At 72.3% G+C, this 26,096-nt stretch carries 22 protein-coding genes and 2 pseudogenes; 17 read left to right on the top strand and 7 right to left on the bottom strand.

What is annotated here, in order from left to right; all coding sequences use genetic code 11:
- The first annotated feature begins 284 nt into the window (after positions 1 to 284).
- On the top strand, positions 285 to 1,637 hold the full coding sequence (locus AB0N90_RS18205; protein ID WP_365197637.1) for a GAF domain-containing SpoIIE family protein phosphatase: 1,353 nt from the start codon (positions 285 to 287) through the stop codon (positions 1,635 to 1,637).
- Positions 1,638 to 1,676: 39 nt separating this feature from the next.
- On the opposite strand, the gene proP is transcribed toward AB0N90_RS18205, so the two are convergent.
- A complete protein-coding gene (gene proP, locus AB0N90_RS18200) occupies positions 1,677 to 3,182 on the bottom strand; it encodes a glycine betaine/L-proline transporter ProP (protein ID WP_361681824.1) in 1,506 nt (501 codons plus the stop codon).
- 129 nt (positions 3,183 to 3,311) lie between these two features.
- On the bottom strand, positions 3,312 to 3,584 hold the full coding sequence (locus tag AB0N90_RS18195) for a hypothetical protein (RefSeq protein WP_361681821.1): 273 nt from the start codon (positions 3,582 to 3,584) through the stop codon (positions 3,312 to 3,314).
- A gap of 172 nt (positions 3,585 to 3,756) precedes the next feature.
- Here AB0N90_RS18195 and AB0N90_RS18190 point away from each other — a divergent pair, with 172 nt between their 5' ends.
- Positions 3,757 to 5,274, top strand: coding sequence for an MFS transporter (locus tag AB0N90_RS18190; RefSeq protein ID WP_365197633.1), 1,518 nt, complete (start codon positions 3,757 to 3,759; stop codon positions 5,272 to 5,274).
- Between the two features lie 28 nt (positions 5,275 to 5,302).
- Here the strand turns inward: AB0N90_RS18190 and AB0N90_RS18185 are convergent, their stop codons facing one another.
- Entirely contained in the window at positions 5,303 to 6,088 is a 786-nt protein-coding gene (locus AB0N90_RS18185) for an SDR family oxidoreductase (RefSeq protein WP_365197631.1), read from the bottom strand.
- 168 nt (positions 6,089 to 6,256) lie between these two features.
- Here AB0N90_RS18185 and AB0N90_RS18180 point away from each other — a divergent pair, with 168 nt between their 5' ends.
- A complete protein-coding gene (locus AB0N90_RS18180) occupies positions 6,257 to 7,525 on the top strand; it encodes a DUF2993 domain-containing protein (protein ID WP_365197628.1) in 1,269 nt (422 codons plus the stop codon).
- Positions 7,526 to 7,552: 27 nt separating this feature from the next.
- Here AB0N90_RS18180 and AB0N90_RS18175 read toward each other — a convergent pair whose 3' ends face one another.
- Complete coding sequence (locus AB0N90_RS18175; protein ID WP_365197625.1) at positions 7,553 to 8,434, bottom strand: SDR family NAD(P)-dependent oxidoreductase; 882 nt, start codon at positions 8,432 to 8,434, stop codon at positions 7,553 to 7,555.
- Between the two features lie 69 nt (positions 8,435 to 8,503).
- On the opposite strand from AB0N90_RS18175, the gene AB0N90_RS18170 reads away from it, so the two are divergent.
- Positions 8,504 to 9,169, top strand: a complete 666-nt coding sequence (locus AB0N90_RS18170; RefSeq protein ID WP_365197623.1) for a TetR family transcriptional regulator — start codon at positions 8,504 to 8,506, stop codon at positions 9,167 to 9,169.
- A gap of 678 nt (positions 9,170 to 9,847) precedes the next feature.
- Here the strand turns inward: AB0N90_RS18170 and AB0N90_RS18165 are convergent.
- Positions 9,848 to 10,681 carry a TetR family transcriptional regulator gene (locus AB0N90_RS18165; RefSeq protein WP_365197621.1) on the bottom strand — a complete coding sequence of 278 codons (834 nt, stop codon included), beginning with the start codon at positions 10,679 to 10,681 and terminating at the stop codon, positions 9,848 to 9,850.
- Positions 10,682 to 10,773: 92 nt separating this feature from the next.
- On the opposite strand from AB0N90_RS18165, the gene AB0N90_RS18160 reads away from it, so the two are divergent.
- From AB0N90_RS18160 to AB0N90_RS18100, 13 genes and pseudogenes are all read left to right on the top strand, one after another.
- A complete protein-coding gene (locus AB0N90_RS18160; RefSeq protein WP_365197618.1) occupies positions 10,774 to 11,964 on the top strand; it encodes a cytochrome P450 in 1,191 nt (396 codons plus the stop codon).
- 7 nt (positions 11,965 to 11,971) lie between these two features.
- Positions 11,972 to 12,193: a ferredoxin gene (locus AB0N90_RS18155; RefSeq protein WP_365197615.1), complete on the top strand. Its 222-nt coding sequence runs from the start codon at positions 11,972 to 11,974 to the stop codon at positions 12,191 to 12,193.
- A gap of 145 nt (positions 12,194 to 12,338) precedes the next feature.
- Positions 12,339 to 12,758, top strand: coding sequence for a hypothetical protein (locus tag AB0N90_RS18150; RefSeq protein ID WP_365197613.1), 420 nt, complete (start codon positions 12,339 to 12,341; stop codon positions 12,756 to 12,758).
- 208 nt (positions 12,759 to 12,966) lie between these two features.
- Positions 12,967 to 13,461 carry a MarR family winged helix-turn-helix transcriptional regulator gene (locus tag AB0N90_RS18145; protein ID WP_365197610.1) on the top strand — a complete coding sequence of 165 codons (495 nt, stop codon included), beginning with the start codon at positions 12,967 to 12,969 and terminating at the stop codon, positions 13,459 to 13,461.
- Positions 13,458 to 15,170: pseudogene (locus AB0N90_RS18140) on the top strand (MFS transporter); the annotation flags it as partial. The gene AB0N90_RS18145 and the pseudogene AB0N90_RS18140, both read left to right, overlap by 4 nt.
- 12 nt (positions 15,171 to 15,182) lie before the next feature.
- Entirely contained in the window at positions 15,183 to 15,827 is a 645-nt protein-coding gene (locus tag AB0N90_RS18135) for a carboxypeptidase-like regulatory domain-containing protein (RefSeq protein WP_365198059.1), read from the top strand.
- A 262-nt stretch (positions 15,828 to 16,089) separates the two neighbouring features.
- Positions 16,090 to 17,277, top strand: coding sequence for an acyltransferase (locus tag AB0N90_RS18130; protein ID WP_365197607.1), 1,188 nt, complete (start codon positions 16,090 to 16,092; stop codon positions 17,275 to 17,277).
- Positions 17,278 to 17,346: 69 nt separating this feature from the next.
- A pseudogene (locus AB0N90_RS18125) lies at positions 17,347 to 17,721 on the top strand (SAM-dependent methyltransferase); the annotation flags it as partial.
- 261 nt (positions 17,722 to 17,982) lie between these two features.
- Positions 17,983 to 18,873 (top strand): STAS domain-containing protein, encoded by an 891-nt coding sequence (locus AB0N90_RS18120; RefSeq protein WP_365198056.1) that lies wholly within the window; start codon positions 17,983 to 17,985, stop codon positions 18,871 to 18,873.
- Positions 18,870 to 19,250: an STAS domain-containing protein gene (locus tag AB0N90_RS18115; protein WP_086807463.1), complete on the top strand. Its 381-nt coding sequence runs from the start codon at positions 18,870 to 18,872 to the stop codon at positions 19,248 to 19,250. Before AB0N90_RS18120 ends, AB0N90_RS18115 begins: the two co-directional genes overlap by 4 nt.
- Positions 19,250 to 19,696, top strand: a complete 447-nt coding sequence (locus tag AB0N90_RS18110) for an anti-sigma regulatory factor (RefSeq protein ID WP_361681849.1) — start codon at positions 19,250 to 19,252, stop codon at positions 19,694 to 19,696. Before AB0N90_RS18115 ends, AB0N90_RS18110 begins: the two co-directional genes overlap by 1 nt.
- Entirely contained in the window at positions 19,693 to 20,730 is a 1,038-nt protein-coding gene (locus tag AB0N90_RS18105) for an ATP-binding SpoIIE family protein phosphatase (RefSeq protein ID WP_365197604.1), read from the top strand. Before AB0N90_RS18110 ends, AB0N90_RS18105 begins: the two co-directional genes overlap by 4 nt.
- Positions 20,727 to 22,394 carry a PP2C family protein-serine/threonine phosphatase gene (locus AB0N90_RS18100; protein WP_365197602.1) on the top strand — a complete coding sequence of 556 codons (1,668 nt, stop codon included), beginning with the start codon at positions 20,727 to 20,729 and terminating at the stop codon, positions 22,392 to 22,394. The genes AB0N90_RS18105 and AB0N90_RS18100 overlap by 4 nt, the downstream gene beginning before the upstream one ends.
- Before the next feature lie 52 nt (positions 22,395 to 22,446).
- On the opposite strand, the gene AB0N90_RS18095 is transcribed toward AB0N90_RS18100, so the two are convergent.
- Both AB0N90_RS18095 and AB0N90_RS18090 read right to left on the bottom strand, forming a co-directional pair.
- Positions 22,447 to 22,689, bottom strand: a complete 243-nt coding sequence (locus tag AB0N90_RS18095; RefSeq protein WP_361681779.1) for a chaplin — start codon at positions 22,687 to 22,689, stop codon at positions 22,447 to 22,449.
- An 835-nt stretch (positions 22,690 to 23,524) separates the two neighbouring features.
- The gene (locus tag AB0N90_RS18090) at positions 23,525 to 26,065 is read right to left on the bottom strand and encodes a discoidin domain-containing protein (RefSeq protein WP_365197599.1); all 2,541 of its coding nucleotides are present in this window, start codon (positions 26,063 to 26,065) and stop codon (positions 23,525 to 23,527) included.
- Between the last annotated feature and the right edge of the window lie 31 nt (positions 26,066 to 26,096).

The raw sequence follows: 26,096 nt of genomic DNA, 5'->3' as shown, positions 1-26,096 counted from the left end.
GACAACCCGTCAGTCGCACCGACTCGAAGTGTTCGTTCCCTTGACACACCCGCGGGAACGGTGGACCTTCATTATGCCAATCTGGGAGCGCTCCCACGGGAGCGCTCCCAGATAAAAGCCGGTTTCATCGAGCCGGAGCCCCCGGTGCGGCGGGTGAACGCGGGGTTCCGGAGGAGACGCGGGCGCGTTGCGGGGCGGGGCCCGGGACCGAACCTCCGCGCAGAGGCACAATCGGAGGGAGGACGGACAGCGGAGGTCGGCTCCCGAGGTGCCGGGAGGTGCTCATGCCGGAGGATCCGCGGCGGCCGGACGCGTCGGCCGGGAGCCGGATCGCCGGACCGGAGGCGATCGAGCGGCTGCCGGACGCGATGACGTCCGAGGAACTGGGTGCCCGGGTGCGGCAGCTGGCCCTCGGGCAGCGCCGGTTGCGGCGGCTGCTGGACGCGGTGGTGGCGATCAGCGCGGACATGGAGCCCCGTGCCGTACTGGAGCACATCGTGACCGCCGCCGCCGACCTGGTCGGCGCGCGGTACGGCGCGCTGGGCGTCCTCGGTCCGGAGGGGGACTTCGTCGATCTGGTCACCGTGGGGGTGGACGAGGAGCGGATGCTGGCGGCCGAGGGGCTGCCCCAGGGGCACGGGCTGCTGATCGGGCTGATCTCGGACCGCAGGCCCCTGCGGGTCGACGACATCCGGGCCGACCCCCGCTCGGTCGGCTTCCCGCCCTGCCACCCGGTGATGACCACGCTGCTGGGCGTCCCGCTGACCGTGCGGGACACGGTGTACGGCAATCTCTACCTCGCGGACAAGGAGGACGGCACGCCGTTCACGGACGACGACGAGGCCATCCTGACCGCGCTGGCCAGTGCCGCGAGCGTCAGCATCGAGAACGCCCGCCTCTACCAGGACCTCAAGCGGGTGGCGATGCACTTCCAGTTGCGCATGCTGCCCGCGCTGCCGGACCTGAGCCCGCTCGTGTGCGAGCTGCGCTATGAGCCGGCCTCCGAGCTGCCCCGCCTCGGCGGGGACTGGTGCGATGCCGTGCTCCTGCCGGACGGCGCGGTCTCCCTCGTCATCGGCGATGTCACCGGCCATGCCGTGGCGGCCGCCCCGATCATGGCGCAGATCCGCAACATGCTGCGCGCGCTGGTCTTCGACCACGGCGGGCCGCCCAGCCTGGTCGTCTCGAAGCTGGACCGCGCCCTGACGATGTTCGCCGAGCCGCCCACCGCCACCCTGATGCTCACCCTGCTGGAGCGCGTCGCCGACGAGTACGTCCTGCGCTGGAGCAACGCGGGGCATCCTCCGCCGCTGCTGCTCCACCCCGGCCTCGGCGCCCGCTTTCTCTCACCGGCCCGCCATGGGATCCCGGTGGGCGTCGACCCCACCGTCCCCCGGTACGACCATGCGCAGCGGCTTCCCGCGGGCAGCACCCTGCTGCTGTTCACCGACGGGCTGGTGGAGCGCCGGGGCCAGGACATCGACGCGAGCATGGCCGCGCTGGCCGATCAGGCCATGGGCCTGCTCGACGCCCCGCTGGAGCGGCTGTGCGCCGAGCTGGTCACGGGGCGCGGCCAGCTGTTCGACGACGATGTCACCCTGCTCGCCCTGCGCATGCCGGACCACCGGGCGCGGTGAGGCGCCCGGTGGTCCGGTCCTGCGGGAGCGGTGGGCTCGTCAGAACTTGGGGTCGGGCGACTGGGCCCTGACCAGTTCGGCGGCCTCGGCCTCCGACTCCACCGAGGGCGGGGAGCCGTCCAGCGGCTTGTTCGCCGTCTCCTTCATGGCCAGGACCGCGATGACGCCCACGGCCGCCGCGCCCATGGCGTAGAACGCCGGCATCAGATTGGTGTGGAAGACGCCGATCAGGGCCGTGATCACCAGCGGGGTGGTGCCGCCGAAGAGGGAGGCGGAGAAGTTGTAGGCGACCGAGAGGGAGCCGTAGCGGACATGCGTCGGGAAGATCGCCGGGAGGGCGGCCGACATCGTGCCGAGCATGGCCACCAAAGACAGGCCCATCAGCAGCAGGCCCAGGGTGATCAGGACGATGTCGCCCTGCCGGATGAGCAGGAACGAGGGCACCGACAGGACCAGGAAGCCGAGCATGCCCGTCATCAGCAGCGGTTTACGGCCGAAACGGTCGGAGAGGCGGCCGACCTGGTTGATGACGCACATCTGGAGGACCATCACGATCAGCAGGATCAGCAGCCCGTGGTTGGTGTCGTAGCCGAGCTCGTCGGACAGATAGGTCGGCATGTACGACAGCAGCATGTAGTCGGTGATGTTGTACGCAGCCACCAGGGCGACGCACAGCAGCAGCGGCCGCCAGTAGCGGGTGAAGATCTTGCCGAGGTCGGCGGCGGCCGAGGTCTCCACCGCGTCGGCGGCCTCGGTCGCCCGGGCCTGGCCGCCCTCCAGCTTCTGGAAGGCGGGCGTCTCGTCCAGCTTGAGCCGCAGATACAGGCCGATGAAGCCGAGCGGGGCCGCGACCAGGAAGGGGATGCGCCAGCCCCAGTGCAGCATCTGGTCGTCGCTGAGCAGGCTGGTCAGGGCGACGACGAGGCCGGACGCCCCGACGTACCCGGCGAGCGTGCCGAACTCCAGGAAGCTGCCGAAGTAACCGCGCCGTTTGTCGGGCGCGTACTCGGCGATGAAGGTGGACGCGCCGCCGTACTCACCGCCGGTCGAGAAGCCCTGCACCAGCCGGAAGAAGATCAGCAGGGCCGGAGCCCATATGCCGATCGTGCCGTGCGAGGGGATCAGGCCGATGGCGAAGGTGCCGATCGCCATCATGATCATGGTGAGGGCGAGGATCGTCTTGCGGCCGATCTTGTCGCCGAGCGGCCCGAGCACCATGCCGCCGATGGGCCGCACCAGGAAGGCGACCGCGAAGGTCGCGAAGGTGCTGAGCAGCTGGGCGGTGTGATTGTCCGAGGGAAAGAAGACCTTGCCCAGGGTCGCGGCCAGATAGCTGTAGATACCGAAGTCGTACCACTCCATCGCGTTGCCGAGAGCGGCCGCCTTGGTGGCGCGTTTGACGGCCGGTTCGTCGGTCACCGTGATGTCGCTGCGGCGCAGCTTCGGGTGGCGTCGTTTCTCGATGGCACGAAAGAGCATCCGGTGGCGCCTGACCGCGGCGGGATCCACCGGATCCACCGGGTTCTCATGGTCAGTCGCCGTCATCACGGTGTTCCTTTCGCCGGTCGCATTGCACACGCCAACGCCTGCACAGATCTCGCGCCCTCAAACCAACCGCTCCGTACGGCGCTCACTCGGCTACTCTGAGTGGATGACGCTCCGGCCCGGTGGTCCTCAGGGGATGTCGCCGCTCCAGTCGAGACGGGTGCGGTCACCGGGGCGCGGGGTGTATATCGCCCGGCCGCCGATGCCGTACCGGCCCAGCTCGGTGCGCAGCGGGACGCCCGCGGCGGGGGCCTCTTCGGCCCGGTCGGTGATGTCCAGGAGCAGGCCGTCCAGGGGGCCGCCGACCAGTTGGGCGTACCTGCGGTCGGGGCGTGGGCCGGGGTCGTCGTGGTCGTGGCCGTAGACCCGGCCGCGCAGCAGCTGCTCGTCGTCGCCGTTCATGGTCCAAGCCTCCCAGCCGGCACTGACAACGGGATCTTGGCGACGGGGTCGCGCGGGTGGGCCCGGGCGGACTTTCTTCCCGCCCTTTGCGGTTGCAGTGAGAGGTGTGTGCGCATGCCCCGGTCGGGGAACCTGAATCCTTCAGGCGGGGCCCCAGCGGAGAGGAGCCCAGGTGACTACGTCGACGTCAGCGGCAGGCGGCCGCGGCCAGGGGGCTCAGGACACCGGCTACCAGCCGGATCCGCGCCGGTGGCGAGCCCTGTGGGTGACGCTGGTGGCCGGTTTCATGAGCCTGCTGGACGTGACGATCGTGGCGGTCGCCCTGCCCACCATCCAGCGCGATCTGGGGGCCTCCCCCGCCCAGGTGCAGTGGGTGGTGTCCGGATACGCGCTCACCTTCGCCCTCGCCCTCGTCACCGCCGGGCGGCTCGGCGACGCCCTGGACCGGCGCCGCATATTCCTGCTCGCGCTCAGCGCGTTCGTGCTGTTCAGCGCGGCCTGCGGGGCGGCCCCGGACATCACGCTCCTGGTGGTGGCCCGCCTCGCGCAGGGCCTCGCGGCCGGCTTCATGGCGCCCCAGAACTCCGCGCTCATCCAGCAGCTGTTCCGGGGCGCCGAACGCGGCCGGGCCTTCGGCTTCTTCGGCGCGACCGTCGGCATCTCCTCCGCCGTCGGCCCCATCACCGGCGGTGCCATCCTGGCGCTGGCCTCCGGCGCCGACGGCTGGCGGTGGATCTTCTACGTCAATGTGCCCATCGGCATCCTCGCCGTGCTGCTCGGCCGCCGGCTGCTGCCCCGTGTCCAGGGGACCGGGCGGGGCCATGTGGACGCCACCGGTGTGCTGCTCCTCGGCCTCGGGGTGCTCGCGCTGATGTATCCGCTGGTGCAGGCGGACTCCGGCGGGATCGAGCGGCTGTGGTGGCTGTTCCCGGTCGGTGCCGTGGTGCTCCTCGGCTTCGCCCAGTGGCAGCGGCGCCTGGTGGCCAAGGGCGATCAGCCGCTGCTGGATCCGCGGCTGTTCAGCACCGTGCGCGGCTACGCGGTCGGCGCGGGCGTCGGCACGCTGTACTTCATCGGCTTCAGCGGGGTGTGGCTGGTCTTCGCGCTCTTCTACCAGCACGGTCTGGGCTTCTCCCCGCTGCGCTCCGGACTCGCCGTGACCCCCTTCGCCGTGGGCTCGGCGGTCGCGGCGGTGGTGGCCGGGCGGCTGGTCGAGCGGCTCGGCCGGCTGCTCACCGTGTGCGGTCTGGTGGGCGTGATCCTCGGCCTCGGCGGCACCGCGCTGCTGCTGCACACCGTGGATCTCGCCGGCGCACCCTGGCTCGCCGCCCCGGTGCTGTTCCTCGGCGGGATCGGCGGTGGCTTCGTGGTCTCGCCCAACTTCACGATGACGCTGCGGGACGTGCCGGTGCGCATGGCGGGCGCGGCGGGCGGCGCCCTGCAGACCGGGCAGCGGCTCGGCGCGGCGGTGGGCACGGCCGCGCTGCCCGGCCTCTACTACCTGGTGCTCGGCCGGCACCAGGACTACCGCGCCGCCGTCGTCATCGCGCTGGGCGCCGCGCTCATCGGCATGGTGGCGTCCCTGGCGCTCGCCACGTTCGACTGGCAGCGGGACCGGCGGTCACGCTCCGGGGGCGGGAAGCGGCCGCAGGAGGTGGCCGACGATCCGGTGCGCTCCGGGCAGTCCTGACGGCTCGGCCGACGACTCGGCCGACGACTCAGAAGAAGCCGCCGTCGACGGGGAGCGTACGGCCGGTCATGTACGCGGCGTCGTCGCTGGCCAGGTAGGCGTAGCCCGCGGCGATCTCCTCGGGCGTGGCCAGGCGGCCGAGCGCGCCGTGCACCGACAGCCACTGACCGAGCGGCATCTCGCCGCGCAGCCGGGGGTGCTGGTATCCGGCCGAGTTCTCGGTGGCCATGTCGGTGTCGGTGCCGCCGGGCGCGATGGCGTTGATGGTGATGCCGCGCTGTCCCAGTTCGGCGGAGAGGTTGAGGACCATGGACTCCACGGCGGCCTTGGAGGCGGCGTACAGGGGGTGCTCGAAGACCGCGCGGGACGCGCTGACCGAGGAGGTGAGCACGATCCTGCCGCCCTCCCGCATCCGGGCGGCCGCGTGCTGGGCCGCGAACAGCTGGCCTCGGGTGTTCACGGCGAAGACGCGGTCGAAGTCGGCCGGGGTGAGATCCGCCAGGGCCCCGAAGTGTTCGATGCCGGCGCAGGAGGCCAGCACGTCCAGTCGGCCGAACTCCGCGACCGCGCGCTCGATCAGCGCCTCGCTCTGGCCGGGATCGGCCACGTCCGCGCCGTGGGCCAGGGCCTTGCCGCCGTCCGCCGCGATCGCGGAGACCAGCGCGTCGGCCGCCGCCCGGTTGCTCCGGTAGCCGATCACGACGGCCGCCCCCTCGGCCGCCAGGCGCCTGGCCACCGCCGCCCCGATGCCTCTGCTGCCACCCGTCACCACCGCGGCCCTGCCCACGAATCGCCAGGTGTCCCTTGCCGTCATGGAGGTCATCCTTTCCGTCCTTCACGGAGCCGTCGCCGTCAGTGTCCAACGGCGTTCACGCAGAGGCGAGTTACGCATGGCTCGATAACGTGTGCGAATCGGGCCATTCCCCGCCCGGGGCCCCGTCAGAGTTGCGAGCCCGGTGGGGTTATGTGATCAAATCTGCCGATGCGTACCCCCCACACACCGACGCATCACCTCGCTCACTCCGACGGACCCGGCCCCGGCCGGGTTCCGTCCAGGCGAAGTCCGTACGACGAACTGGGCGCGCTCGCGGAGGATCCCGCGGGCGGCCCGGCGGACGGCCCGCTGGACGACTTCCTCCGCGTGGACGACGCCCCTGACCAGCGGGACGACGACACCGACGACGCCTGGGCCCCACCCAACCACAGGCGCCGGGGCCGCCGCCGCAACCGGGCCACCGGGCTGCCCACCATGCTCCGGCTGACCGTCTGGGCGCTGACCTTCGCCTGCCTCGTCGCCCTGGCCGACCGCTGGGCGCTGCTCTACGCCGAGCGGCAGGCCGCCGACCGGCTCAAGGACCGGCTGCATCTGACCGCCGCGCCCGAGGTGCGGATCGGCGGCTTCCCGTTCCTGACCCAACTCCTGGACCAGCGGCTGGACTCGGTGCAGGTCACCGTCCCGGACGTACCGGCCGACCGGGTCACCCTGACGCAGGTCACCGCCACCGCACGCGACATACGCATCGACGGCGACGGCCCAACAGCCGTACGGGGAGCCCTCGTTCGCCAGATGCACGGCCAGGTGCTGCTGTCCTTCGCCGACATGAACCGTGAACTGGGCGCCTCCCAGGTGGCGTTCAGCGCCCAGGGCCCTGGCCGGATCAGGGCGCTCGGCTCGCTGCGGCTGGCCGGACACGATGTGCGGGTGCGTGCCGATGCCCACATCCAGCGCGACGGGGACCGCGGCATCAGCACCTCGGTGGACGGGATGCGGCTGGACATCGGCGACCTCGCGACCTACCGGCCCGGCACCGGCCCTGCCGAGGGGCTGCACCTGACCCGGGCCGCCGCGCGCCGGGTCACCCAGGAGGCGGACAAGATCAAGGCGCTGCTGGGCGTACCGGAGATCGTGCACCGCTTGGGTGTGCCGGACAGTGCGGTGCACGCCGCCCTGCACGACGAGGACAAGCTCCACCGGCTCACCGGCGCGCCGCGCTTCCTGCACCAGCTGACCCGGGTGAACCTCGTGGACGTGGCGCTCGCCCACCCCGAGGTGCTCAAGCGGCTCGGCGTCGACCTCTCCCTGCTGACCTCCCTGACCAAGCTGACCCGCCCGCAGATCGCCGACCGCTTCGACTTCGCCTTCCGGATCCCGAACCCGCCCTCCGGCGATCTGCGGCTCCAGCGGGTCGCGGTGGACAAGGACGGGATCCATGTCTACGTCAGCGGCGCGGGACTGCTCCTGGGCAAGTGACCCGCCCCGGGCGGGAGTCGCCCGGGATCACGCGCCCTCTTCCGAGGGGAGCGGCACGGGGTAGGGCTCGCCGAAGTCGGCCGAGCGGCTCACCTTCTCCCAGGCACTCGCCTCGGCGAGCCGCCGGCGATCGTGGTCCAGGGCCATGGTCGCGGCGTTCACCCCGAGCAGGAGGTGGCTCGGGACCTCGCCGCGCCGTACCGTGCGGACGATGATCTCGGCGGCGCGGCGCGGGTCCCCGGCCGCGCCGGCGGTGTTCTGCCGCATCAGCCGGTTCATCGCGCCCACGGTCGCGTCGTAGGCCTCGGGCACATCGTGGACGGTCATCGAGGAGCCGGCCCAGTCGGTGGCGAAGCCGCTCGGCTCGACGACCATGACCCGCACCCCGAACGGCGCGGTCTCCGTGGCCAGCACCCGGCTGAAGCCGTCCACGGCGAACTTGGCCGCCTGGTACGACGCGATGCCCGGCGAGCCGCCGACCCGGCCGCCGATCGAGGAGAACTGCACGACGGTGCCCGCGCGCTGCCTTCGCAGGACGGGGAGCGCGGCCCTGGTGACGTGGTAGACGCCCCAGAAGTTGGTCTCGAACTGGGCCCGGAAGTCGGCGTCCTCGGTCGTCTCGATGGGCGACACGTTCGCGTAGCCCGCGTTGTTCACGAGCACGTCGAGGCGCCCGAAACGGGCCACGGCCGCCTCGACGGCCGCGCGTGCCGCGTCCGGGCTGGTGACGTCCAGGGCGAGGGGCAGCACGCGGTCGCCGTACTCGGCGAGGTCCGCCGCGAGGGCGTCGGGGCGGCGGGCGGTGGCGACGACCAGATCGCCGGCCGCCAGCACGGCGTCGACCAGGGCGCGGCCGAAGCCGCGCGACGAACCGGTGATGAACCAGACCTGGGGATCCTGTGTACTCATACCGTTAGTGAAACACCGTTCTCTTATTAGCGCAACACCGTTGCCTTAACTCTTCCTATGATGTCCTGCATGAGTGAGCCTGCCTTTCAGCGTGCGCGCAGTACCGAGGCCAAACAGGCGCGGGAAGCGGCGATCCTGGACGCCGCCCGGACGCTCGGCCGGGTGCGGGGGGTGCGGGACGTCACCCTCACGGACATCGCCGCGGCCGTGGGCATGCACAAGTCCGCGCTGCTGCGCTATTTCGAGACACGCGAGCAGATCTTCCTCGCGCTGACCGCCGAGGGCTGGCGGGAGTGGTCCGCCGAGCTCCGCGCCGATCTCGGACGACGGTCCGAGGCGACGTCCGCCGAGGTGGCGGCCGTCTTCGCGGGCACGCTGGCGGCGCGGCCCATGTTCTGCGACCTGCTCGCGCAGGCGCCGCTGAACCTGGAACGGAACGTGTCGATCGAGTCGGTGCGCTCCTTCAAGCTCGTCACGCTGAAGGAGGTCGAGCTGATCGGCGGCGAACTGGACCGGCTGCTCGGCCTCGACGAGTCGCAGGGCGTCGACATGATCGCCGCGGCGACCAGCCTCGCCGGGGCCCTGTGGCAGATGGCCACACCCGGCCCACGCCTGCGCGAGCTGTACACGAGCGACCCCCGGCTCGGCCACGCGGTGGTGGAGGTGGAACCGCGGCTGAACCGGGTGCTCAGCGCGTATCTCAAGGGGCTCGACGTAGGGGCGGCGGCGACCTGAGCAAAGGCCGGGACCGCGGGCCTCCCTTCGGTCTCGGCCAGCGCGGGGGGGTGCGGACGGATTCGGCTCGGCCCTCGACTGACGCGGGGGCGGGGCGGAGCGGAGCGGTTCCGGCTTCGAGCCGGACCGACGCGAGGAAGGCGGGGCCCGGCGGTTCCGGCTTCGAGCCGGACTGATGTGAGGAGGACGGGCGCGGGCCGATTCGCCCTCACCCCGTACCGACGCCGAGACCGGACGCGGGCCGACTCGGCTCCGACCCCCGTCCGGCACACGCGCGGGCGCGGGCTGATCCGGCTTCGCCCCCCGGCCGAGGGGACCGACCTGCGCGCCGCCAGCCTGGTCGGCTCGGCCACCCCGCCACCGCACGGCGCCTCACAGGGGCGGGCCCGGACGGTTTTGACTCCGCCCCGGACCGACGCGGGGGGGCGGGCGCGGACAGATCCGACCTCGGCCCCGACCGACCACAGGGGCGGGCGCGGGCGGATTCGGCTTCCGCGCGGGCCGACGCGGGGGGGGCAGGCGCCGACAGGTTTGCCCCCGACCTTGACCGATGCCGGGGCGGGCGCAAGTAGGTTCGACCCCGACCGAGGCAGAGAGGCGGGGTGGGTGAATTCCACGCGGCCCGCGACCGGTGCCGGTGCGTTCGGCTCTGCCCGTGACCGAGGGCGTACCCGGCGCCTACGGCCGTACGCCCGGCCGCTCCTTCCCCGACCCGGTCCGCACCCTCGGCCCCCGACCCGCGTCCGACCTTGCCCCCGGCCCTGCGTCCGCCCCCGGCCCTGGCCCTGCGTCCGCCCCCGATCCCGCGTCCGGCCCCGCCCCTGTCCCCGGTCTCGCCCTCGCGTCGCCGCCCGGCAGCACCGGAAGGAGCCGGTCCAGTGCCGTGAGGACATGTGTGCAGATCGCGTCCGGTTCGGCGGTCGCCAGTGGTTCCTGGCGTACGACGACCCGCATCAGGCCGATGCCGAGCAGCCAGGCCATGGCCAGCTGGGCGCGCAGGGTGCCGTCCTCGGCCTCGGAGAGGGCGGCGAGCGCGGCGGCGTACTCCTCGCCCAGGGCGCGGACCGTCTCCGGGGCGGCGTCGGCGCTGCCGATGGAGCGAAGGTAGACGGCCAGCCGGTCCGCGTCGGCGCCGCCGCCCTCCGCGAGGACACCGCGCAGCGCGGTCTCGAACAGCAGCTCCGGGGGCGTGCTGCTCACCTGCTCCTTTCCGTCCTGCGCCATCACCTCGGTGAGCAGGGCCTTCTTCGAGCCGAAGTAGCGGAATATGAGCGCCTGGTTCACCCCGGCACGGGCGGCGATGTCCCGGACGGTGGCCGCCTCGTACCCCCGCTCCGCGAAGACCCCACCGGCCGCCCGCAGGATGCGCGCGCGGGTCTCCCGGGCATCGCGCGGACGCCCCGGCGGCTCCCCGCCCGGCGCGGCTCCGGCGCTCCGGTGCTGGTCCCGCGTGTACTCGCCGCCGTCCACCCGCTGCTCCTTCGCCGCCCCGCGCCCGACGCGCGTCTGCAAGGACCCGCAGAGTAACGGCCGATTCGCGTCGTTGCGCGCCCCGGGCGCAGCTCCTAGCGTTGTAAGCGTGTGCTTACACAAGGGAGACAGCTGTGACGGCAACCGACCACGCACCCCTCGCCTACCCCTTCAACTCCGGCCAGGACCTGGATCTGTCCGAGGCGTACGAACGCGCCCGTGACACCCCCGGGCTGCTGCGCGTGCGGATGCCGTACGGCGATCCGGCCTGGCTCGCCACCCGGTACGCGGACGCCCGGCTGGTCCTCGGCGACCAGCGTTTCAGCCGCGCGCTGAGCCTCGACCACGACGAGCCGCGGGCCTCCGAGGGGCGCCGGGACAGCGGGATCCTCAGCATGGACCCGCCCGACCACACCCGGCTTCGCTCCCTGGTGGCGAAGGCGTTCACCGTGCGTCAGGTGGAGAAACTCCGGCCGCAGGTACGCGAGTTGACGGCATCCCTGCTGGACGCGATGGAGGCGGCGGGCCCGCCCGTCGACCTGGTCGACCGCTACGCGCTGCCCATCCCGGTGGCGGTGATCTGCCGGCTGCTCGGGGTCCCGGAGCAAGACCGCCCCCAGTTCCGGGTGTGGAGCGACGCGGCGCTGTCCACCAGCTCGCTGACCGCGGCGGAGTTCGACCGCAACCGCGAGGAACTGCGCGCCTACATGGCCGAGTTGATCGCCGCGCATCGCGCCGACCCCCAGGACGACCTGATGACGGCGCTGATCGAGGCGCGCGACCACGGCGACCGGCTGTCGGAGCTGGAGCTGGTCGACCTGTGCGTCGGCATCCTCGTGGCCGGTCACGAGACCACCGCCACCCAGATCCCCAACTTCGTGCTCACCCTGCTCGATCACCCGCAGGCGCTGGCCCGGCTGCATGCCGACCCCGCACTGATCACCCAGGCGATCGAGGAGCTGCTGCGATTCGTCCCGCTGGGCAGCGGAGCCGGCCAGGCCCGGTACGCCAAGGAGGACGTCGAGGTCGGCGGCACCCTGGTACGGGCCGGGGAGCCGGTGCTGGTCGCCATCGGGGCGGCGAACCGGGACGCGCTGCGCTTCACCGAGGCCGGGGCGCTCGACATCACCCGCGGCGGCAACGCGCACCTCGGCTTCGGCCACGGCGTGCACCACTGCCTGGGCGCGCCCCTCGCCCGGCTCGAACTCCAGGAGGCCATCGGGGCGTTGGTGGCCCGCTTCCCCGGGCTGCGCCTCGCGGGTGACATCACCTGGAAGACCGAGATGCTGGTGCGCGGGCCCCGTGTGATGCCGGTGAGCTGGTGAGGCGGCGATGAGCTGGCGACTGAGCGTGGACCCCGGCCAGTGCATGGGCTCCGGCATGTGCGCCGGGACCGCACCGGATCTGTTCGCCCTGGACGGCGACCACGCGCGTCCGGTGCGCGAGCAGATCCCGGAGGGCGACGAACGCGCCCTGGACGCGGCCGACATCTGCCCGATGCAGGCCATCACCGTCCAAGACGCCGAGGGGAAGGAGATCGGGCCGCGCGCCTGACGCCGGCCCGGCTGTTACAAGACGGGGACAAACCGTCAGTGAACGCCCGCGCTCGTGGTGACGTCGTTCCAAGTGACCGCGCCAATCGGCATGTTCCTCTCCTTTGGCGTGAACAGTCGAACTCACCACAGAAAAGGACAGAGTCATGATGGTCATGAAGCGGCGTTCCCTGCGCGTTGCCGTCGTCGGCGTCCTGGGCGCGACCTCGCTCGCCCTCGCGGGCACGGCGATGGCCGCCACCCCGGCCGTCCACACCGCGGCTGTCGCCAGTGCCCGTACGGCCGCGGCCGCGAAGCCCACCATCACGGCCACGCCGTCGGTGTCCTCGGTGCGCGCCTGGACGCAGTTCCGGGTCACCGGCAAGACCACCGGCATCAAGGCGGGCAGCAACGTGACCCTCCAGCAGAAGCAGCACGGCAAGTGGGTCGCCCTGCCGGCGTCCACCCCCGTCAACAGCAGCGGCTCCTACGCGCTGCGCGTCGAGCTGGGCCTGAAGGGCAAGAACGAGCTGCGCATGGTCAGCGGCGGCACGGCGTCCCCGGTCTTCGACGTCACGGTCAGCTGAGCGACCGCTTTTTCACCCACGCTCCACCCTCGGAACACCGGTGCCGGGACGGATCCCTCCGTCCCGGCACCGCCATGTCCGGGCCGCCGGCGGCCTCATATGGCCCCATTTCCCGCCCGGCCCGAAAGTCTTACGAAGATTTTCATAGGGTTCCTATATAGGCGGGTGATACTTAAAGAGTGTGGATCACTCTCACAGAGATGCGGACGTGCAGCAGACCGCACAGTCACTGGCGGAGACGGCATCTGCCGTGATCAGGGTCGTGACGGATCACCGGGACCTCAGTTTCACCGCGGCCTCCACCCTGGCGCGGCTGGAACGCGAGGGCCCGGTCCGGCTCACGCTCCTCGCGGCGGCGGAGGGCGTGGCCCAGCCGTCCATGACCCAGTTGGTGCAGCGGCTGGAACGCCAGGACCTGGTCATGCGCGTCGATGACGCGGTGGACGGCCGGGTGACGCTGATCGCGGTCACGGACGCCGGGCGGGAGGTGCTCGCCGCCCGCAGGCGGTCGCGCGACGCACGCCTGGCCGATCTGATGACCGGCCTCCCGGACGACGATCGGCGGGCGCTCGCCGAGGCCATGCGCGTCGTCGCCCCGCTCGTGCAGCGCATGCTCACCGGCACCGCCAAGAGCGCCCGGCCCGCCCAGCCTGCCCAGCCCGCCCTCCAGCCCGAACGGCCTGACACCGGGAGCAACCGATGACGACCAAGGAGACCGACCGCATACCCGGCGCCTCCGAGACCGGGCAGCACCGCGGACGCAGATGGATCGGCGCTGACCATCCCCGCTACAAGTGGGTGGCGCTGACCAACACCACGGTGGGCATGCTGATCGCCACGATCAACAGCTCGATCGTGCTGATCTCGCTGCCCGGCATCTTCACCGGCATCCGCCTGGACCCGCTGGAGCCCGCCAACGTCAGCTATCTGCTGTGGATGCTGATGGGCTACATGCTCGTCACCGCGGTGCTGGTGGTGGCGCTCGGCAGGCTCGGCGACATGATGGGCCGGGTCCGCATCTACAACGCGGGCTTCCTGATCTTCACCATCACCTCGGTGATCCTCTCGCTCGATCCCTTCCACGGCGGCAGCGGCGCGCTGTGGCTGATCGGCTGGCGCATCGTGCAGGCCATCGGCGGTTCGATGCTGATGGCCAACTCGGCGGCGATCCTCACCGACGCCTTCCCGGCGCGTCAGCGCGGCATGGCGCTCGGCGTCAACATGGTGGCCGGTATCGCCGGTTCGTTCCTCGGCCTGGTGCTCGGCGGTGTGCTGGTCACCTGGAACTGGCGCTCCATCTTCTGGGTCAACGTGCCCATCGGCCTGATCGGCACGGTGTGGGCGTACAAGTCGCTGCACGAGACCGGCATCCGCCGGCCGGGGCGGATGGACTGGTGGGGCAACATCACCTTCGCCATCGGCCTGACCGCGCTGCTCGCCGGGATCACCTACGGCATCCAGCCGTACGGCGGCCACACCATGGGCTGGACCAACCCCTGGGTGCTCGCGGGCCTGATCGGCGGCGCCGTGATGCTTCTGATCTTCTGCCTCGTGGAGGCCAAGGTCCCCGAACCGATGTTCCCGCTGCGGCTGTTCCGCGACGCGGCCTTCGCCGGCGGCAACGCCGCGACCCTGCTCGGCGCGATCGCCCGAGGCGGGCTCCAGTTCATGCTGATCATCTGGCTCCAGGGCATCTGGCTGCCGCTGCACGGGTACGACTACGCCGACACACCCCTGTGGGCGGGCATCTACATGCTCCCGCTGACCATCGGCTTCCTGCTCGCCGGGCCGCTGTCGGGCGCGCTGTCGGACAAGTTCGGGGCGCGGCTGTTCGCGGCGTGCGGCTTCCTGGTGATGGCGGTGTCCTTCGCCGGGCTGCTGGTCCTGCCGAGCGACTTCTCGTACTGGGTGTTCGCCGCGCTGATCTTCCTCAACGGGCTCGGCGGCGGTCTGTTCGCCGCCCCCAACACGGCGATCATCATGTCCAGCGTGCCGGCCGACGCCCGCGGCGCGGCCTCCGGTATGCGCGCCACCTTCCAGAACGCGGGCATGGTGCTGTCCATGGGCGTGTTCTTCTCGCTCATGGTCGCGGGTCTCGCCGGAACCCTCCCCGACACCCTCACCACCGGCCTGACCGCCCAGGGCGTGCCCGCGGGCGCCGCGCACACGGTGTCCCAGCTCCCGCCGGTCGGCGTGCTGTTCGCCGCGTTCCTCGGCTACAACCCCATCCAGCACCTGCTCGGCCCGGACATCCTGAGCCATCTGTCCCCGTCCGCCGCGGCGCATCTCACCGGCCGCGAGTTCTTCCCCCACCTCATCTCCCAGCCGTTCCACGACGGCCTGGTCGTGGTCTTCTCCCTGGCCATCGCGATGTCGCTGGCCGCGGCGGGCGCGTCGCTGATCCGCGGCCGCCGCACGGAGACGGTGGCGGCGGGCTCGCCGTCTTCGGCATCGGCGACGGCGACGACGGCGCCGGACTCACACCCGGCCACCGAGGACGTCCAGCAATCCGCCGAGGCCGACGGGACGGCGACGGCGACCACCGCCGCCCTCTCCCCCGGGGTGCTGCGCGGACGGGTCTTCGACAGCGCCGGCCGGCCCATCGCGCGGGCGGCCCTCACCCTGGTCGACCGTTCCGGACGGCAGCGGGCGCTCGCCAGCACCGGTGCGGACGGCACGTACGAACTGACGATGCGGGAGCCCTCGTCGTACACCCTGGTCGTCTCGGCCACCGGGCACCACCCGCGGGCCGTGCAACTCGACGCCGAGGCCGGTCCCGTCGTACCGGACGTCACCCTGGCGGGCCTGGGCAACGTCCATGGCACGGTGCGCCACGAACACACCGGCCAACCGGTCCCGGACGCGCAGATCACCCTGCTCAGTTCCTCGGGCGAGGTGGTCGCCTCCGCCGCGACGGACCCCGACGGCGCCTACACCCTCCAGAACCTGGCCCCGGGCACCTACACCGTCGTCACCTCCGGCTACGGCCCCGTCCTCGCGGACGTGACCCTGGGCGAGGGCAATTCCTGCGAGGTGGACCTCGAAGTGGGGCATCACGAGACCGACTGACGTCGGGTGACGTCGGGTGACCGAAGGGGGCGCGGTTCAGGGAACCGCGCCCCCTTCGCATGGCCCGTGACCGGCGCACCGCCAAGCGGTGGAGACCATGTCGCTCGTACGGGTGCACCCGGGGGTGATGTCCGTGGCGCGGGCGGAGTTGCCTCGTTCGGCATCTGTGTGATGTTCGACATGTGACCTGATGGAACGGGGAGAAGCGGGCAGCAGTCTCCTTCATTACCCACGCCAACCACCCTCTGCGGCAGGTGATTCGATGACCACGGCGACGACCCGGACGCTCCGGACGACGCCGATCGCCCCGACCGGCACGACGAACGCCCGTGTTCCGCCCGCCGCCAATCCCTCCCTGCCGTCCCTGACGGGGCTGCGATGGATGGCGGCGCTGCTGGTGTTCGGAACGCACGTCAACAACTTCGGCTACTTCGGTGGCACCGGCGGCCACCTGGTCAACTGGGGGTTCGGTGCCGGTTCCACCGGGGTGTCGTTCTTCTTCGTGCTGTCGGGATTCGTCCTGACCTGGTCGGCCCGGCCCGGTGACAGACCCCTCGCCTTCTGGCGGCGGCGCATCGCCCGGATCTACCCGGTACACCTCGTCACCCTCGCCGTGGCCCTGCTGATGGCCCTCACCCTGGCGCACCAGGGCGACCCCACGCCGAAGCCGGCGCTCGCCAACGTCCTGCTGCTCCACTCCTGGTGGCACCCCTGGTGGCAGACGCTCAACCCGGTCAGCTGGTCGCTCGCCTGCGAGGCGTTCTTCTACGCCGCCTTCCCGCTGCTGATCCTGCTGCTGCGCCGCCTCGGCGCACGCGCGTCGGCCGCGCTGGGCGCCCTGTCGGCGGCCTCGGTGCTGGTGCTGGCCTGGTCGGACGCGCACCACTGGTGGACGTACACGCTCTACTCGTTCCCTGCCGCCCGGCTGCCCGAGTTCGTGCTCGGCGCGGTGACCGCCCGGCTGGTGCTGCTCGGCCGGTGGCGCGGGCCGGGCCTTGAGGCCGCCCTCGCGCTGGCGATCATCGGCTACTTCCTGGTACCCCAGGTCGCCCCCGGCTACTCCGCCACGGTCTGCACCCTGACCGGGTTCGCCCTGCTCATCCCGGCGGCGGCCGTCGCCGATCTGAACGGGCTGCCGTCCCTGTGGCGGCACCGGCGCCTGGTGCGGCTCGGGGAACTGTCGTTCGCCTTCTACATGATCCATCTGCTGGTGCTGCGCGCCACCACCAATCTCCTGGGCACCAAGCCCCACTTCGGCGTCGTCGCGGGGCTCGGGGTCACCGCCACCGTGTTCGCCGTCTCGCTCGGGCTGTCCTGGGTGCTGTACGAGGCGGTCGAGTGCCCGGCCAGACGACTGCTGCTGCGCCGTCGGCGGTCCGCGGCGAAGCAGCAGCCGCAGCCCGACCCCGTTCCGGCCCGCCGCGAGGCCCCCGCGGGACCATCGGACTGAGGAGGGGCGGCCCTCGCCCCGCTCTTCCGTGCCTCGACCCGTCCCGCGTGACCTGGTGCGGCGGACACCCTGCGCGGCCCGTACCGGCTGATCCATGGCTCGGGCTGCTTGCACCATCTGCCGCCGCACCGCCGGATCAGTCATCTCGCGCTGCTGGAACGCCTTCTGGCGCCCGGCGGGTACTTCTCGCTCGTCTGTTTCGCCGCCGGGCGGATGGGGTCGGAGCTCCCGGACGCGGACCTCCACCGCGCGGGAAGCCTGGGCGGTGGGCTCGCCCGCACGCCCGAGGCGCTGCGCCATGTCTTCGCCGGGCTGGAGGAGACCGAACCGCGCGCCATGCGGCCCCAGCCGCCAAGCTCCGCGCTCTTTTGGGAGCCGTTCCTGTGGACGGCCCTGTTGCGCCGGCCGGTCGGCGGCGCCCGGGACGTGCACCCGCGGGGGTGACCTTCGCAACAGTCGGGGGACTTTCGCGCGATCCGGGGTAGACGGCCACCCGGCACCCGCGCCGAAACCGGCGCGGGGCCGCCGTCGGGACGGTCGTCGCCGGGTCGGCTGTTGGTGTGAACTCTCCCTGAGACACCGGGAGTTGGCACGTCAGCGGGCTTCCCGGGTTGGCCGGGCCGGGCGGCGGGGGCTAGGGTGCCGCAACGGTGAAGATCAGCTGCCGACCGGCGGCTCCCGGGTGGGCGAGAGGAGAACGTGACAGTGCCACAGGACCAGGACGCGGCAGCGTCGGCGCCGCAATTGGTGGGTTCGTTCCTGGAGCGACGCCGGGAGCAGATCGCCCAGCGATGGGCGGACGCACCCCTGTTCAGGTCGGTGTTCACGGTCTCCCGGGACGAGGCGGTCGAGGCCAGCAAGGCGGTCGTGGACGCCCTGTCCGACGTGGCCGTCAGCGGGCGCCTGGAGGACACCACCGCACCCGGCTACGAGCCGGTGCGCGAGCAGCTGGGCCGGATGACCCAGAACCGGGCCCGCGCCGGTGCCACCCCGGCCGGGATCGCCGACGAGGTGGCCGCGCTGCGCACCCCCGCCGTCGATCTGCTGCGCGAGGAGTTCGCCGACCCGACCGCCCCGCAGGCCCAGGAATGCGTGCTGACGCTGACCCTGCTGCTGGGCACCCTGCGCCTGGTCGTGCTGGAGACGGCCCTGGACGCGGGCGCGGAGATGATCGAGCGGCAGCGCCAGCAGCTGCTCGAAGTGGCCACCCCCGTCATCAAGTTGTGGGAGCACACCGTCGCCGTCCCGCTGATCGGGACCCTGGACAGCGCCCGCAGCCAGGTCGTGATGGAGTCGCTGCTGGAGGCCATCGTCGAGCAGCGCGCCCGGTACGCCATCCTGGACATCACCGGTGTGCCCACCGTGGACTCGCTGGTGGCGCAGCACCTGATGAAGACGGTGGCCGCGGCGCGGCTGATGGGGGCCGAGTGCATCGTCTCCGGTATCCGGCCGGCCATCGCCCAGACCATCGTGCAGCTCGGCATCGATCTGGGTTCGGTGCTCACCCGGGCCTCGCTCGCCGACGCGCTGGCCTATGCGCTCAGCCGGCAGGGCATCGAGGTCTCCCGTGCGCAGACGGGTCCGAACGCCCGGTGAACGAACCCGTCCCCGTCCATCCGGCCCCGGTGCCGGTACTCGCCCTGGGCGACATACTGCTCGTCTCGCTCCAGGGCGAACTGCACGACGGACTCGCCGAGCAGTTGCAGCAGGACCTCAGCCACCGCATCGCCACCACCGGCGTGAGCGGGGTGGTCATCGACATCTCCGGAGTGGACATCGTCGACTCCTTCCTCGGCCGGGTGCTCGCGGAGATCGCGTCCACCGCCCGGCTGCTCGCCGCCCGTACGGTCCTCGCCGGAATGCGGCCCGCCGTCGCGATCACCCTGGTCGAGCTGGGGCTGGCGCTGCCCGGTCTGACCACCGCGCTGGACGTCGACCGGGCCATGGAAGTGCTGTCCCAGAGGGGGAGATGATGCAGCCGTCCGGCCAGGCGTCCGCAACCACCGTGCCCATCGGTTCGGACGCGGATCTGGCCTGGGTGCGGCAGCAGGTGCGGCAGTGCGCGGCGGCCCTCGGATTCGGTCTGGTGCAGCAGACGAAGCTGGTCACGGCGGCGAGCGAGCTGGCCCGCAACACCCTGGTGCACGGCGGTGGCGGGCACGCGGAGATCACCCCGCTGGACAACGGCCGCGCCCGCGGCCTGCGGATGAGCTTCGTCGACAGCGGCCCCGGCATCCGCGATCTGGAGCTGGCCATGACCGACGGCTACACCTCGGGCGGCGGCCTGGGGCTCGGGCTCAGCGGTGCCAGGCGGCTGGTGCAGGAGTTCAGCGTGGACACCGAGCCGGGCCGGGGCACCACCGTCACGGCCGTCGCCTGGGTGACCCAGCTGCCCGCCTCGCGATCGGGGCTGGGATGAGCCGCGTCTGGGAGGTCCCGGTGCACGACTCCACGCGCGTCCGGGACGCCCGTACGGCGGTCCGCGAGGCGTGCGGGCAGGCGGGCCTCGGGCCGGAGCGTACGGCGGCCGGGGAGCTGGTGGCCACCGAACTGGCCACCAATCTGCTCCGGCACGCGGGCGGCGGCACCCTGGTGGTCAACCTGGTGACACCGCCGTCCGGCACGGGGACCTCGGTACGGCTGTTCACGCTGGACCACGGGCCGGGCATCGCCGATGTCACCGCGGCCCTGCGCGACGGCTGCACCACCGCCGAGTCCTCCCTCGGCGCGGGCCTCGGCAGCTGTCTGCGCAACGCCGACGCCTTCCGGCTGTACGGCGCCCCGGGCCGGGGCACGGTGGCGACGGCGCGGATCGATCCGGAACGCGCGCGGGCAGGCCGGGCATCCGAAGGACCCGCGGCCGGCGGTGTCGTCCTGTCCCTCGACCGGGCCGAGACCTCCGGTGACGCCTGGGAGTGTGTGCGCCACGAGGGGCTGGTGACCCTGCTGCTCGCGGACGGGCTCGGACACGGGCCCAAGGCCGGGCACGCGTCCGGCGCGGCGGTCACGGAGCTGCGGCGGGCCGCGCAGTCACCGCCCCAGGAGATCCTGCGGCGGCTGCACACCGCCCTGCGCCCCACCCGGGGGGCCGCGATCGCCGTGGCCCAGGTGGACACGGCGACCGGGGAACTCGGCTTCGCCGGGGTCGGCAACATAGGGGCCCGGCTGCGCACCCCGGACGGGTGGACGTCGCTGGTGTCGCATCCGGGGATCGTCGGGGCGTACTTCCCGGCGCATGTCCCCTTGCGCCGGGCGCCGTGGCACCGCGACAGTCTGCTCGTGCTGCACAGTGACGGGCTGCCCAGCCGCTGGACCCCGCCCGAGGACCCCCGGCTGCTCGCCCACGACCCGTCGGTGCTGGCCGCGACCGTCCTGCGGGACGCGGGCAGCCCCGCCCGCCCCCCGCGCGACGACACCAGCGTCGCCGTACTGGCCCAGGACCCCCGCCCATGACCACGACCTCCGACACCTGGACCCTGACCGGCCCCGTCGACGCGGCCCGTGCCCGTGCGCTGCTGGCCCGGCTCACGGCGGACGCGGGGGTGCCGGCGCGGGACCGCGCCCGTTTCCTGGCCGTGCTGACCGCCCTGCTGCGCCCCGCCCGGGAGGGGCGGCGGCAACGGCTGACCGTGACCGCCGACGAGGATCTGCACCTCGCCCTAGACGGCGCCGAGCCCTGGCGGCACACGCTGGCCTGTCCCGCTCCCCTGCCCCGGCCGCTGCCCCGGCCCGGCGACCTGGCCGAGGCGGATCTCGCCGAGGCGCTGCTCGGCGCGGGCGAGGACACCGCCGTCGTACTGGCGGGTCTGGACGAGGCGGAGGAGCTGGTCCGGTTCCACCGCGAGGAGTTGCACCAGACCAACCAGGGCGTGCTCGCGCTGCACGCCGAGCTGGAGGCGGCCGCGCTGGCGCAGCGGGAGCTGCTGGACGCCGAGCGGGCGGCCCGCGCGGAGGCGGAGAACGCCCGCCGGCTGCTGACCTTCCTCGCCGACGCCAGCGCCTCCCTGAACGCCTCCCTCGACCACGAGGACATCCTGCGCCGGCTGCCCAAGCTGCTGGTGCCGGAGTACGCCCGGCACGTGGACGTATGGCTGGTGGACGACGAGCGGACCCCGCCCGCCGAACGGGCCGCGGCCGCGGTGACGGCGGCCCGCACCGGGCGCCCGCAGCACGCGGCGCCGTGTCCCGGCGGGCTCCCCGGGGTGGACGATCTGCCGGCCTCCGTGCTCTCCCCCGACCGGCCGCTCTTGTGCCTGCCGCTCGGCGCGCGCACCGTGCAGGGCGTACTGACCCTGTCGGCGCCCGGCGAGCGGTTCGCGCCGGACACCGCCGTGATGCTGCTGGAGCTGGCCCGGCGGGCGGGTATCGCGCTGGACAACGCCCGCCAGTACGAGCAGCACCGGGATGTCGCCGAGGCCCTCCAGCGCGCCCAGCTCACCGAGTTGCCGGACACCCCGGGGCTCGCGCTGGCGGCGCGCTATCTGCCGGCCACGCACGGCCTGAACATCGGCGGCGACTGGTACGACGCCTTCCCCGGGCCCGACGGCAGTGTGCTGGCGGTGATCGGGGACGTCACCGGGCACGGGCTGCGGGCCGCGGTGATCATGGGCCAGTTGCGGACCGCGCTGCGCGCCTACGCGGTCGAGGGCAACGGGCCCGCCCGCATCCTCACCCTGCTGCACCGGATGCTGCGCCATCAGCAGCCGGAGCTGTACGCGACCTGTGCCATCGCCCGGTTCACGCCGGGCGAGCCGGGTGTGGTGTGGGCGGCGGCCGGGCATCCGCCGGCGCTGGTGCGCGGCCCCGGGGGCGAGGTGCGGGTGCTGGACGCCAAGCCGGGGATCATGCTCGGGGTTCCGGTGCCCTGGGAGTACGCGGAGCACCGCGAGGAGTTGCCGGCCGGTGCCACGCTCGCGCTCTACACGGACGGTCTGGTGGAGCGCCGGTCCGCGGGGATCGACGCGGGCATAGAGCGGCTGGCGAACGCCCTGGGCACGCTCGGCGCGGCGGAGCTGGAGCGGCTGGACGCGGCGGCCGACGCGCTGCTCAGGCCGATGCTGCGGGACTCCGAACACGACGACGACATCTGCCTGTTGCTGTGCCGCACCGCCGTCTGACGCGCCCGTGCGCCGGTTCCCCGCGGCGGGGAACCGGCGCACGGGCGTGGGGTCACTGGTTGACGCAGGTGTTCCCGGCGGCCGGGTTGAGCAGCCCGATGATGTCGATGCTGTCACCGCAGACGTTGACGGGGATGTGGATCGGGACCTGGATGACGTTCCCGGACAGGACACCCGGGCTGCCCACGGCCACACCGGTCGTCGGGTCGGGGTCGGCCGCGAAGGCGCTGGCGGTGCCGCCCAGCGCAAAGACGCCTGCGAGTACGGCCGTTGTGGCGATGCTGCGGATGCGCATGAATCTGCCTTACTGGTCGAAAGGTAGGACAGCACCATCACACCCGGCTCTCAGGGGGTTCGCCTCTTCGGATACGCCGACGGGGTGGCCCCCTTCGGAGGGAACCACCCCGTGCCGGACCAGTGCGCTGCGGCGGCGGACGGGATGCGCTCCCGGACCCGGTGCGTGCCCAGCGGCTGGAAGAGTTGCCGGAGCACCGCGGTGGCGTCCTCGCCGGTGATGATGCCGATGATCCGGCCGTGGGTGGGCCAGGGGTGGGCCAGGGGTGGCCGACCTGGGACAGCGCGGGGCTGGGCTCGGCGTCCGTGAGCGGCTCGGTGGGCTCGGGGGCGGCCTGTTCGCAGCATGTGCCGAGTTCGAAGGTGGGGAGGTCGGCCGGGCCTCGTGCCGAGGTCCCCGGGCCGGGGCGTCCGGAACCGGGAATCGGGGGATTTCCGGCCGGGGTGAAGTCGGGCCGTCTCCCGTCGAGTTGCCGGGGCAGCTGGCCCGCCGGACGCGCTGGTCCGGACCCGGAGACCGCTCGGGCAGGGTCAAGTACCCCTTGTCGAGGGCGTGTTCGCCAGGGGCCGGCTTCTTGACCCGGGAAAGGGCAGCACCCGGCCGCCCTCAAACGACACCCTAGGGGGTGCCCGGGGTCCGCGCAGTTCGGGACGCGGCCGCCTCCGCGCTCGGGAAGCCGGGCGCGACTTTGCCGCGCGGGTGGTCCAGCGCCTCCCCGGTGCTGGCCGCGCCGGGCGCCACGACCGGTGCTCCGGGCGGGCAGGGGCTGATCGCCCGTTCCGGTTCCGGGCCCCGGGACCGGGCCGGTGGGGTTCGGTCCCGGGGTGTGGCGCGGTTACGGGAAGGACGTCACCTTGGAGGGGACCGTGCTGGTCCCCGAGGTGGCGGCTCCGGTGTTGTTGACGACGTGGGCGTACTGGCCGTTGCCGCCGAGGGAGATCACCAGGAGGTCGTGCAGTTTGATGCCGGATCCCGTCGGCACCTGGAAGCCGTGGGCCTGCACGATCGAGGGATCGGCGGTGTAGTTGCAGTAGCTGCCCAGGCCCCAGGCCTCGTGCGTGGTGACCGAGTCGTCGACCTTGTAGGCCGCGTAGCCGGTGATGCCGTCATGGGTGACGGCGGCGGCGTTCGGGGCGTCGTACGCCTTCTCGTTCTGGAAGAAGATGGTGCGGCCGCGCTCTCCGCTCCAGTAGACGTCGTACTTGTTGAAGTGTTCGACGAACAGGCCGGTGGCAAGGACGTCGTCGCCGTTGACCCGCAGGCCGTAGTCGGCGCGGTTGGTGGTCCAGCCGACGCCGCTGCCGTGGTCGGCGCGCCAGATCCAGGTGTGGTCGATGATCGTGTCGTCGCTGTTGACCACCAGCGAGTTGGTGGCGAGGCCGGGGCCCGCGCCGCCGATGCGGAAGAACACGTCCTGCACGGTGGTGGGGTTCGCGGCGTGGTCGGCGCTCGAACCGGGGTCGCCGATGCGCAGCAGGGTGTCGGAGTTGACGGACCCGGCGTCGATCAGCAGCCCGGCCAGCTTGACCCCGTCGACGTCGGAGACGTGCATGGCGTCGACGCCGTTGTCCGGGACCAGGGTGGCGAGCCCGAGGCCGAGGACCACGGTGTTCGCGCGGGTCACGTTGATCGTCTGATCGAGGTGGTAGACGCCGGGGGTGAACAGGAGGTTGAGGCCCTGGGCGAGGGCCGCGTTGATGGTGGCCGCGGTCGCGCCCGGCTTGACCACGTAGAACTGGTCGAGCGGGAGGGAGGTGCCCGGCGTGTTCGGCCAGGAGACACCGCGGGCGTTGGTGCGCTTGGACGGGACGAACACCTTGTACGTGGAGCCGTCCAGGTACAGGAACGGCTTCTCCCGGGAGACGGGCGTGTTGTCCAGCGTGGTGTACGGGCCGCTGTCGAAGTTGGTGGCGGGCGCGCCCTGGACACCGGAGAAGGTCATGTTCCACACGCCGTTGGTCCAGCCGCCGACCGAGCTGTCGCGGGTGTACCACTGCTGCTGGGAGTACGGGCCGACCGTGCCGTCGATCTTCGAGTCGGCGATATAGCCGCCGGAGGCCCAACCATAGCCGTTCGGGGCGAGGTTGAGGCCGCCCTCGACATGGATGCGGCGGAAGGGCGCGGCCTGGGCGACGGCCCAGCGGTCGTCCCCGTTGGACGGCTTGATGGCGAGGTTCTCGGCCGAACGCCAGAAGTTCTGGGTGGCGTTGCCGTTGAACCAGCCCGCGTCCACGGTGACATCACCGTTGATCTGGGTGTCGTCGGGGTTGAGGCCGAGCCCGGAGATCGAGGTGTAGAAGCCGATCTGGGCGTTGATGTTGTTGTAGGTGCCGGGCTTGAGCAGGAACTGGTAGCGGCCGCTGCCGAACTGGGCGGATTCCTGCTGGGCGAAGACGTCGTCGAACTTCTGCTGGAGGTTCGGCGTGGAGGGGTCCACGACGATGACGTTCGGCCCGAGGTCGCCGCCGCCCTGCACGGGCGGGGTACCGGTGGTGCCGGTGTGCACGGCGACCTCCCACAGGGAGTAGCCGTAGCCGGTGCCGCGGGCGGTGCCGTAGACGCGGACGTACCGGCCGGAGCCGCTGACGTCGTACGACGCGGTGCCGCCGATGGCGCCGGTGACGCTCTTGAGGGTGCTCCAGCTCTGGCCGTCGGTGGAGGTCTGGATCTGGAAGTTCTTGCCGTAGGCGGTCTCCCAGTTCAGATCCACCTTGCACAGGTCCTGCACCGAGCCGAGGTCGACCTGGACCCACTGCGGGTCGGACGCCTGGCTGGACCAGCGGGTGCCGGTGTCGCCGTCGAAGGCGGCGGAGGCGGGAGTGCCGGCGTTCTCGGTGGAGGAGGCGGCGGCCGGTTTGCCCTGGGCCGCGTTCGCCGTGCCGCAGCTGGGCTGTGCGGTGTCGGTGCTGCCGTACACCTGGAACTCCCACAGGGAGTAGCCCCACTGGGTGGCGCGGTGCACACCGAGCATGCGGACGTAGCGGCCCTGGCCGGAGACGTCGAGGGTGTCATTGCCGCCGTCCGAGCCGGTGACCGACTTCAGGTCGGTCCAGTTGACGGCGTCCTTCGATATCTGGACCTTGTAGTCCTTCGCGTACGCGGCCTCCCAGTCGAGGACGACGCGGGTGACGGAGGCGGTGGCGCCCAGGTCGACCTGGAGCCACTGGTCGTCGGTGGTGGCGGAGGACCAGCGGGTCCCCGTGTCGCCGTCGACGGCGTCGGCCGCGGTGGTGCCGTAGTTCTCCTCGGAGGACGCGGTGGCCGTCTTCCCCTGGGACAGCGGCGCCTCGGCCGCGGCGGCCCGGCCGTGGCCGAGGGGCAGGGTGATCAGCGCGGCCATGGCGGCCAGCGCGACACCCGCGGATCGGAATCTCATATGCGGCTCCCTGAAGACCGGTGGGTGAACA

It is taken from the genome of Streptomyces sp. NPDC093018 (assembly GCF_040684035.1).
Classification (GTDB): domain Bacteria; phylum Actinomycetota; class Actinomycetes; order Streptomycetales; family Streptomycetaceae; genus Streptomyces; species Streptomyces murinus.
This window is presented reverse-complemented; position numbering and strand designations above follow the sequence as displayed.

Bases quoted from the DNA above. Each gene is read 5' to 3' on its own strand.
- AB0N90_RS18130 (WP_365197607.1), top strand. From the start codon at position 16,090: ATGACCACGGCGACGACCCGGACGCTCCGGACGACGCCGATCGCCCCG.
- AB0N90_RS18170 (WP_365197623.1), top strand. From the start codon at position 8,504: ATGAGTGAGCCTGCCTTTCAGCGTGCGCGCAGTACCGAGGCCAAACAG.
- AB0N90_RS18205 (WP_365197637.1), top strand. From the start codon at position 285: ATGCCGGAGGATCCGCGGCGGCCGGACGCGTCGGCCGGGAGCCGGATC.
- AB0N90_RS18090 (WP_365197599.1), bottom strand. From the start codon at position 26,065: ATGAGATTCCGATCCGCGGGTGTCGCGCTGGCCGCCATGGCCGCGCTG.
- AB0N90_RS18175 (WP_365197625.1), bottom strand. From the start codon at position 8,434: ATGAGTACACAGGATCCCCAGGTCTGGTTCATCACCGGTTCGTCGCGC.
- AB0N90_RS18150 (WP_365197613.1), top strand. From the start codon at position 12,339: ATGATGGTCATGAAGCGGCGTTCCCTGCGCGTTGCCGTCGTCGGCGTC.
- proP (WP_361681824.1), bottom strand. From the start codon at position 3,182: ATGACGGCGACTGACCATGAGAACCCGGTGGATCCGGTGGATCCCGCC.
- AB0N90_RS18180 (WP_365197628.1), top strand. From the start codon at position 6,257: ATGCGTACCCCCCACACACCGACGCATCACCTCGCTCACTCCGACGGA.
- AB0N90_RS18095 (WP_361681779.1), bottom strand. From the start codon at position 22,689: ATGCGCATCCGCAGCATCGCCACAACGGCCGTACTCGCAGGCGTCTTT.
- AB0N90_RS18105 (WP_365197604.1), top strand. From the start codon at position 19,693: ATGAGCCGCGTCTGGGAGGTCCCGGTGCACGACTCCACGCGCGTCCGG.
- AB0N90_RS18100 (WP_365197602.1), top strand. From the start codon at position 20,727: ATGACCACGACCTCCGACACCTGGACCCTGACCGGCCCCGTCGACGCG.
- AB0N90_RS18155 (WP_365197615.1), top strand. From the start codon at position 11,972: ATGAGCTGGCGACTGAGCGTGGACCCCGGCCAGTGCATGGGCTCCGGC.
- AB0N90_RS18110 (WP_361681849.1), top strand. From the start codon at position 19,250: ATGCAGCCGTCCGGCCAGGCGTCCGCAACCACCGTGCCCATCGGTTCG.
- AB0N90_RS18185 (WP_365197631.1), bottom strand. From the start codon at position 6,088: ATGACGGCAAGGGACACCTGGCGATTCGTGGGCAGGGCCGCGGTGGTG.
- AB0N90_RS18195 (WP_361681821.1), bottom strand. From the start codon at position 3,584: ATGAACGGCGACGACGAGCAGCTGCTGCGCGGCCGGGTCTACGGCCAC.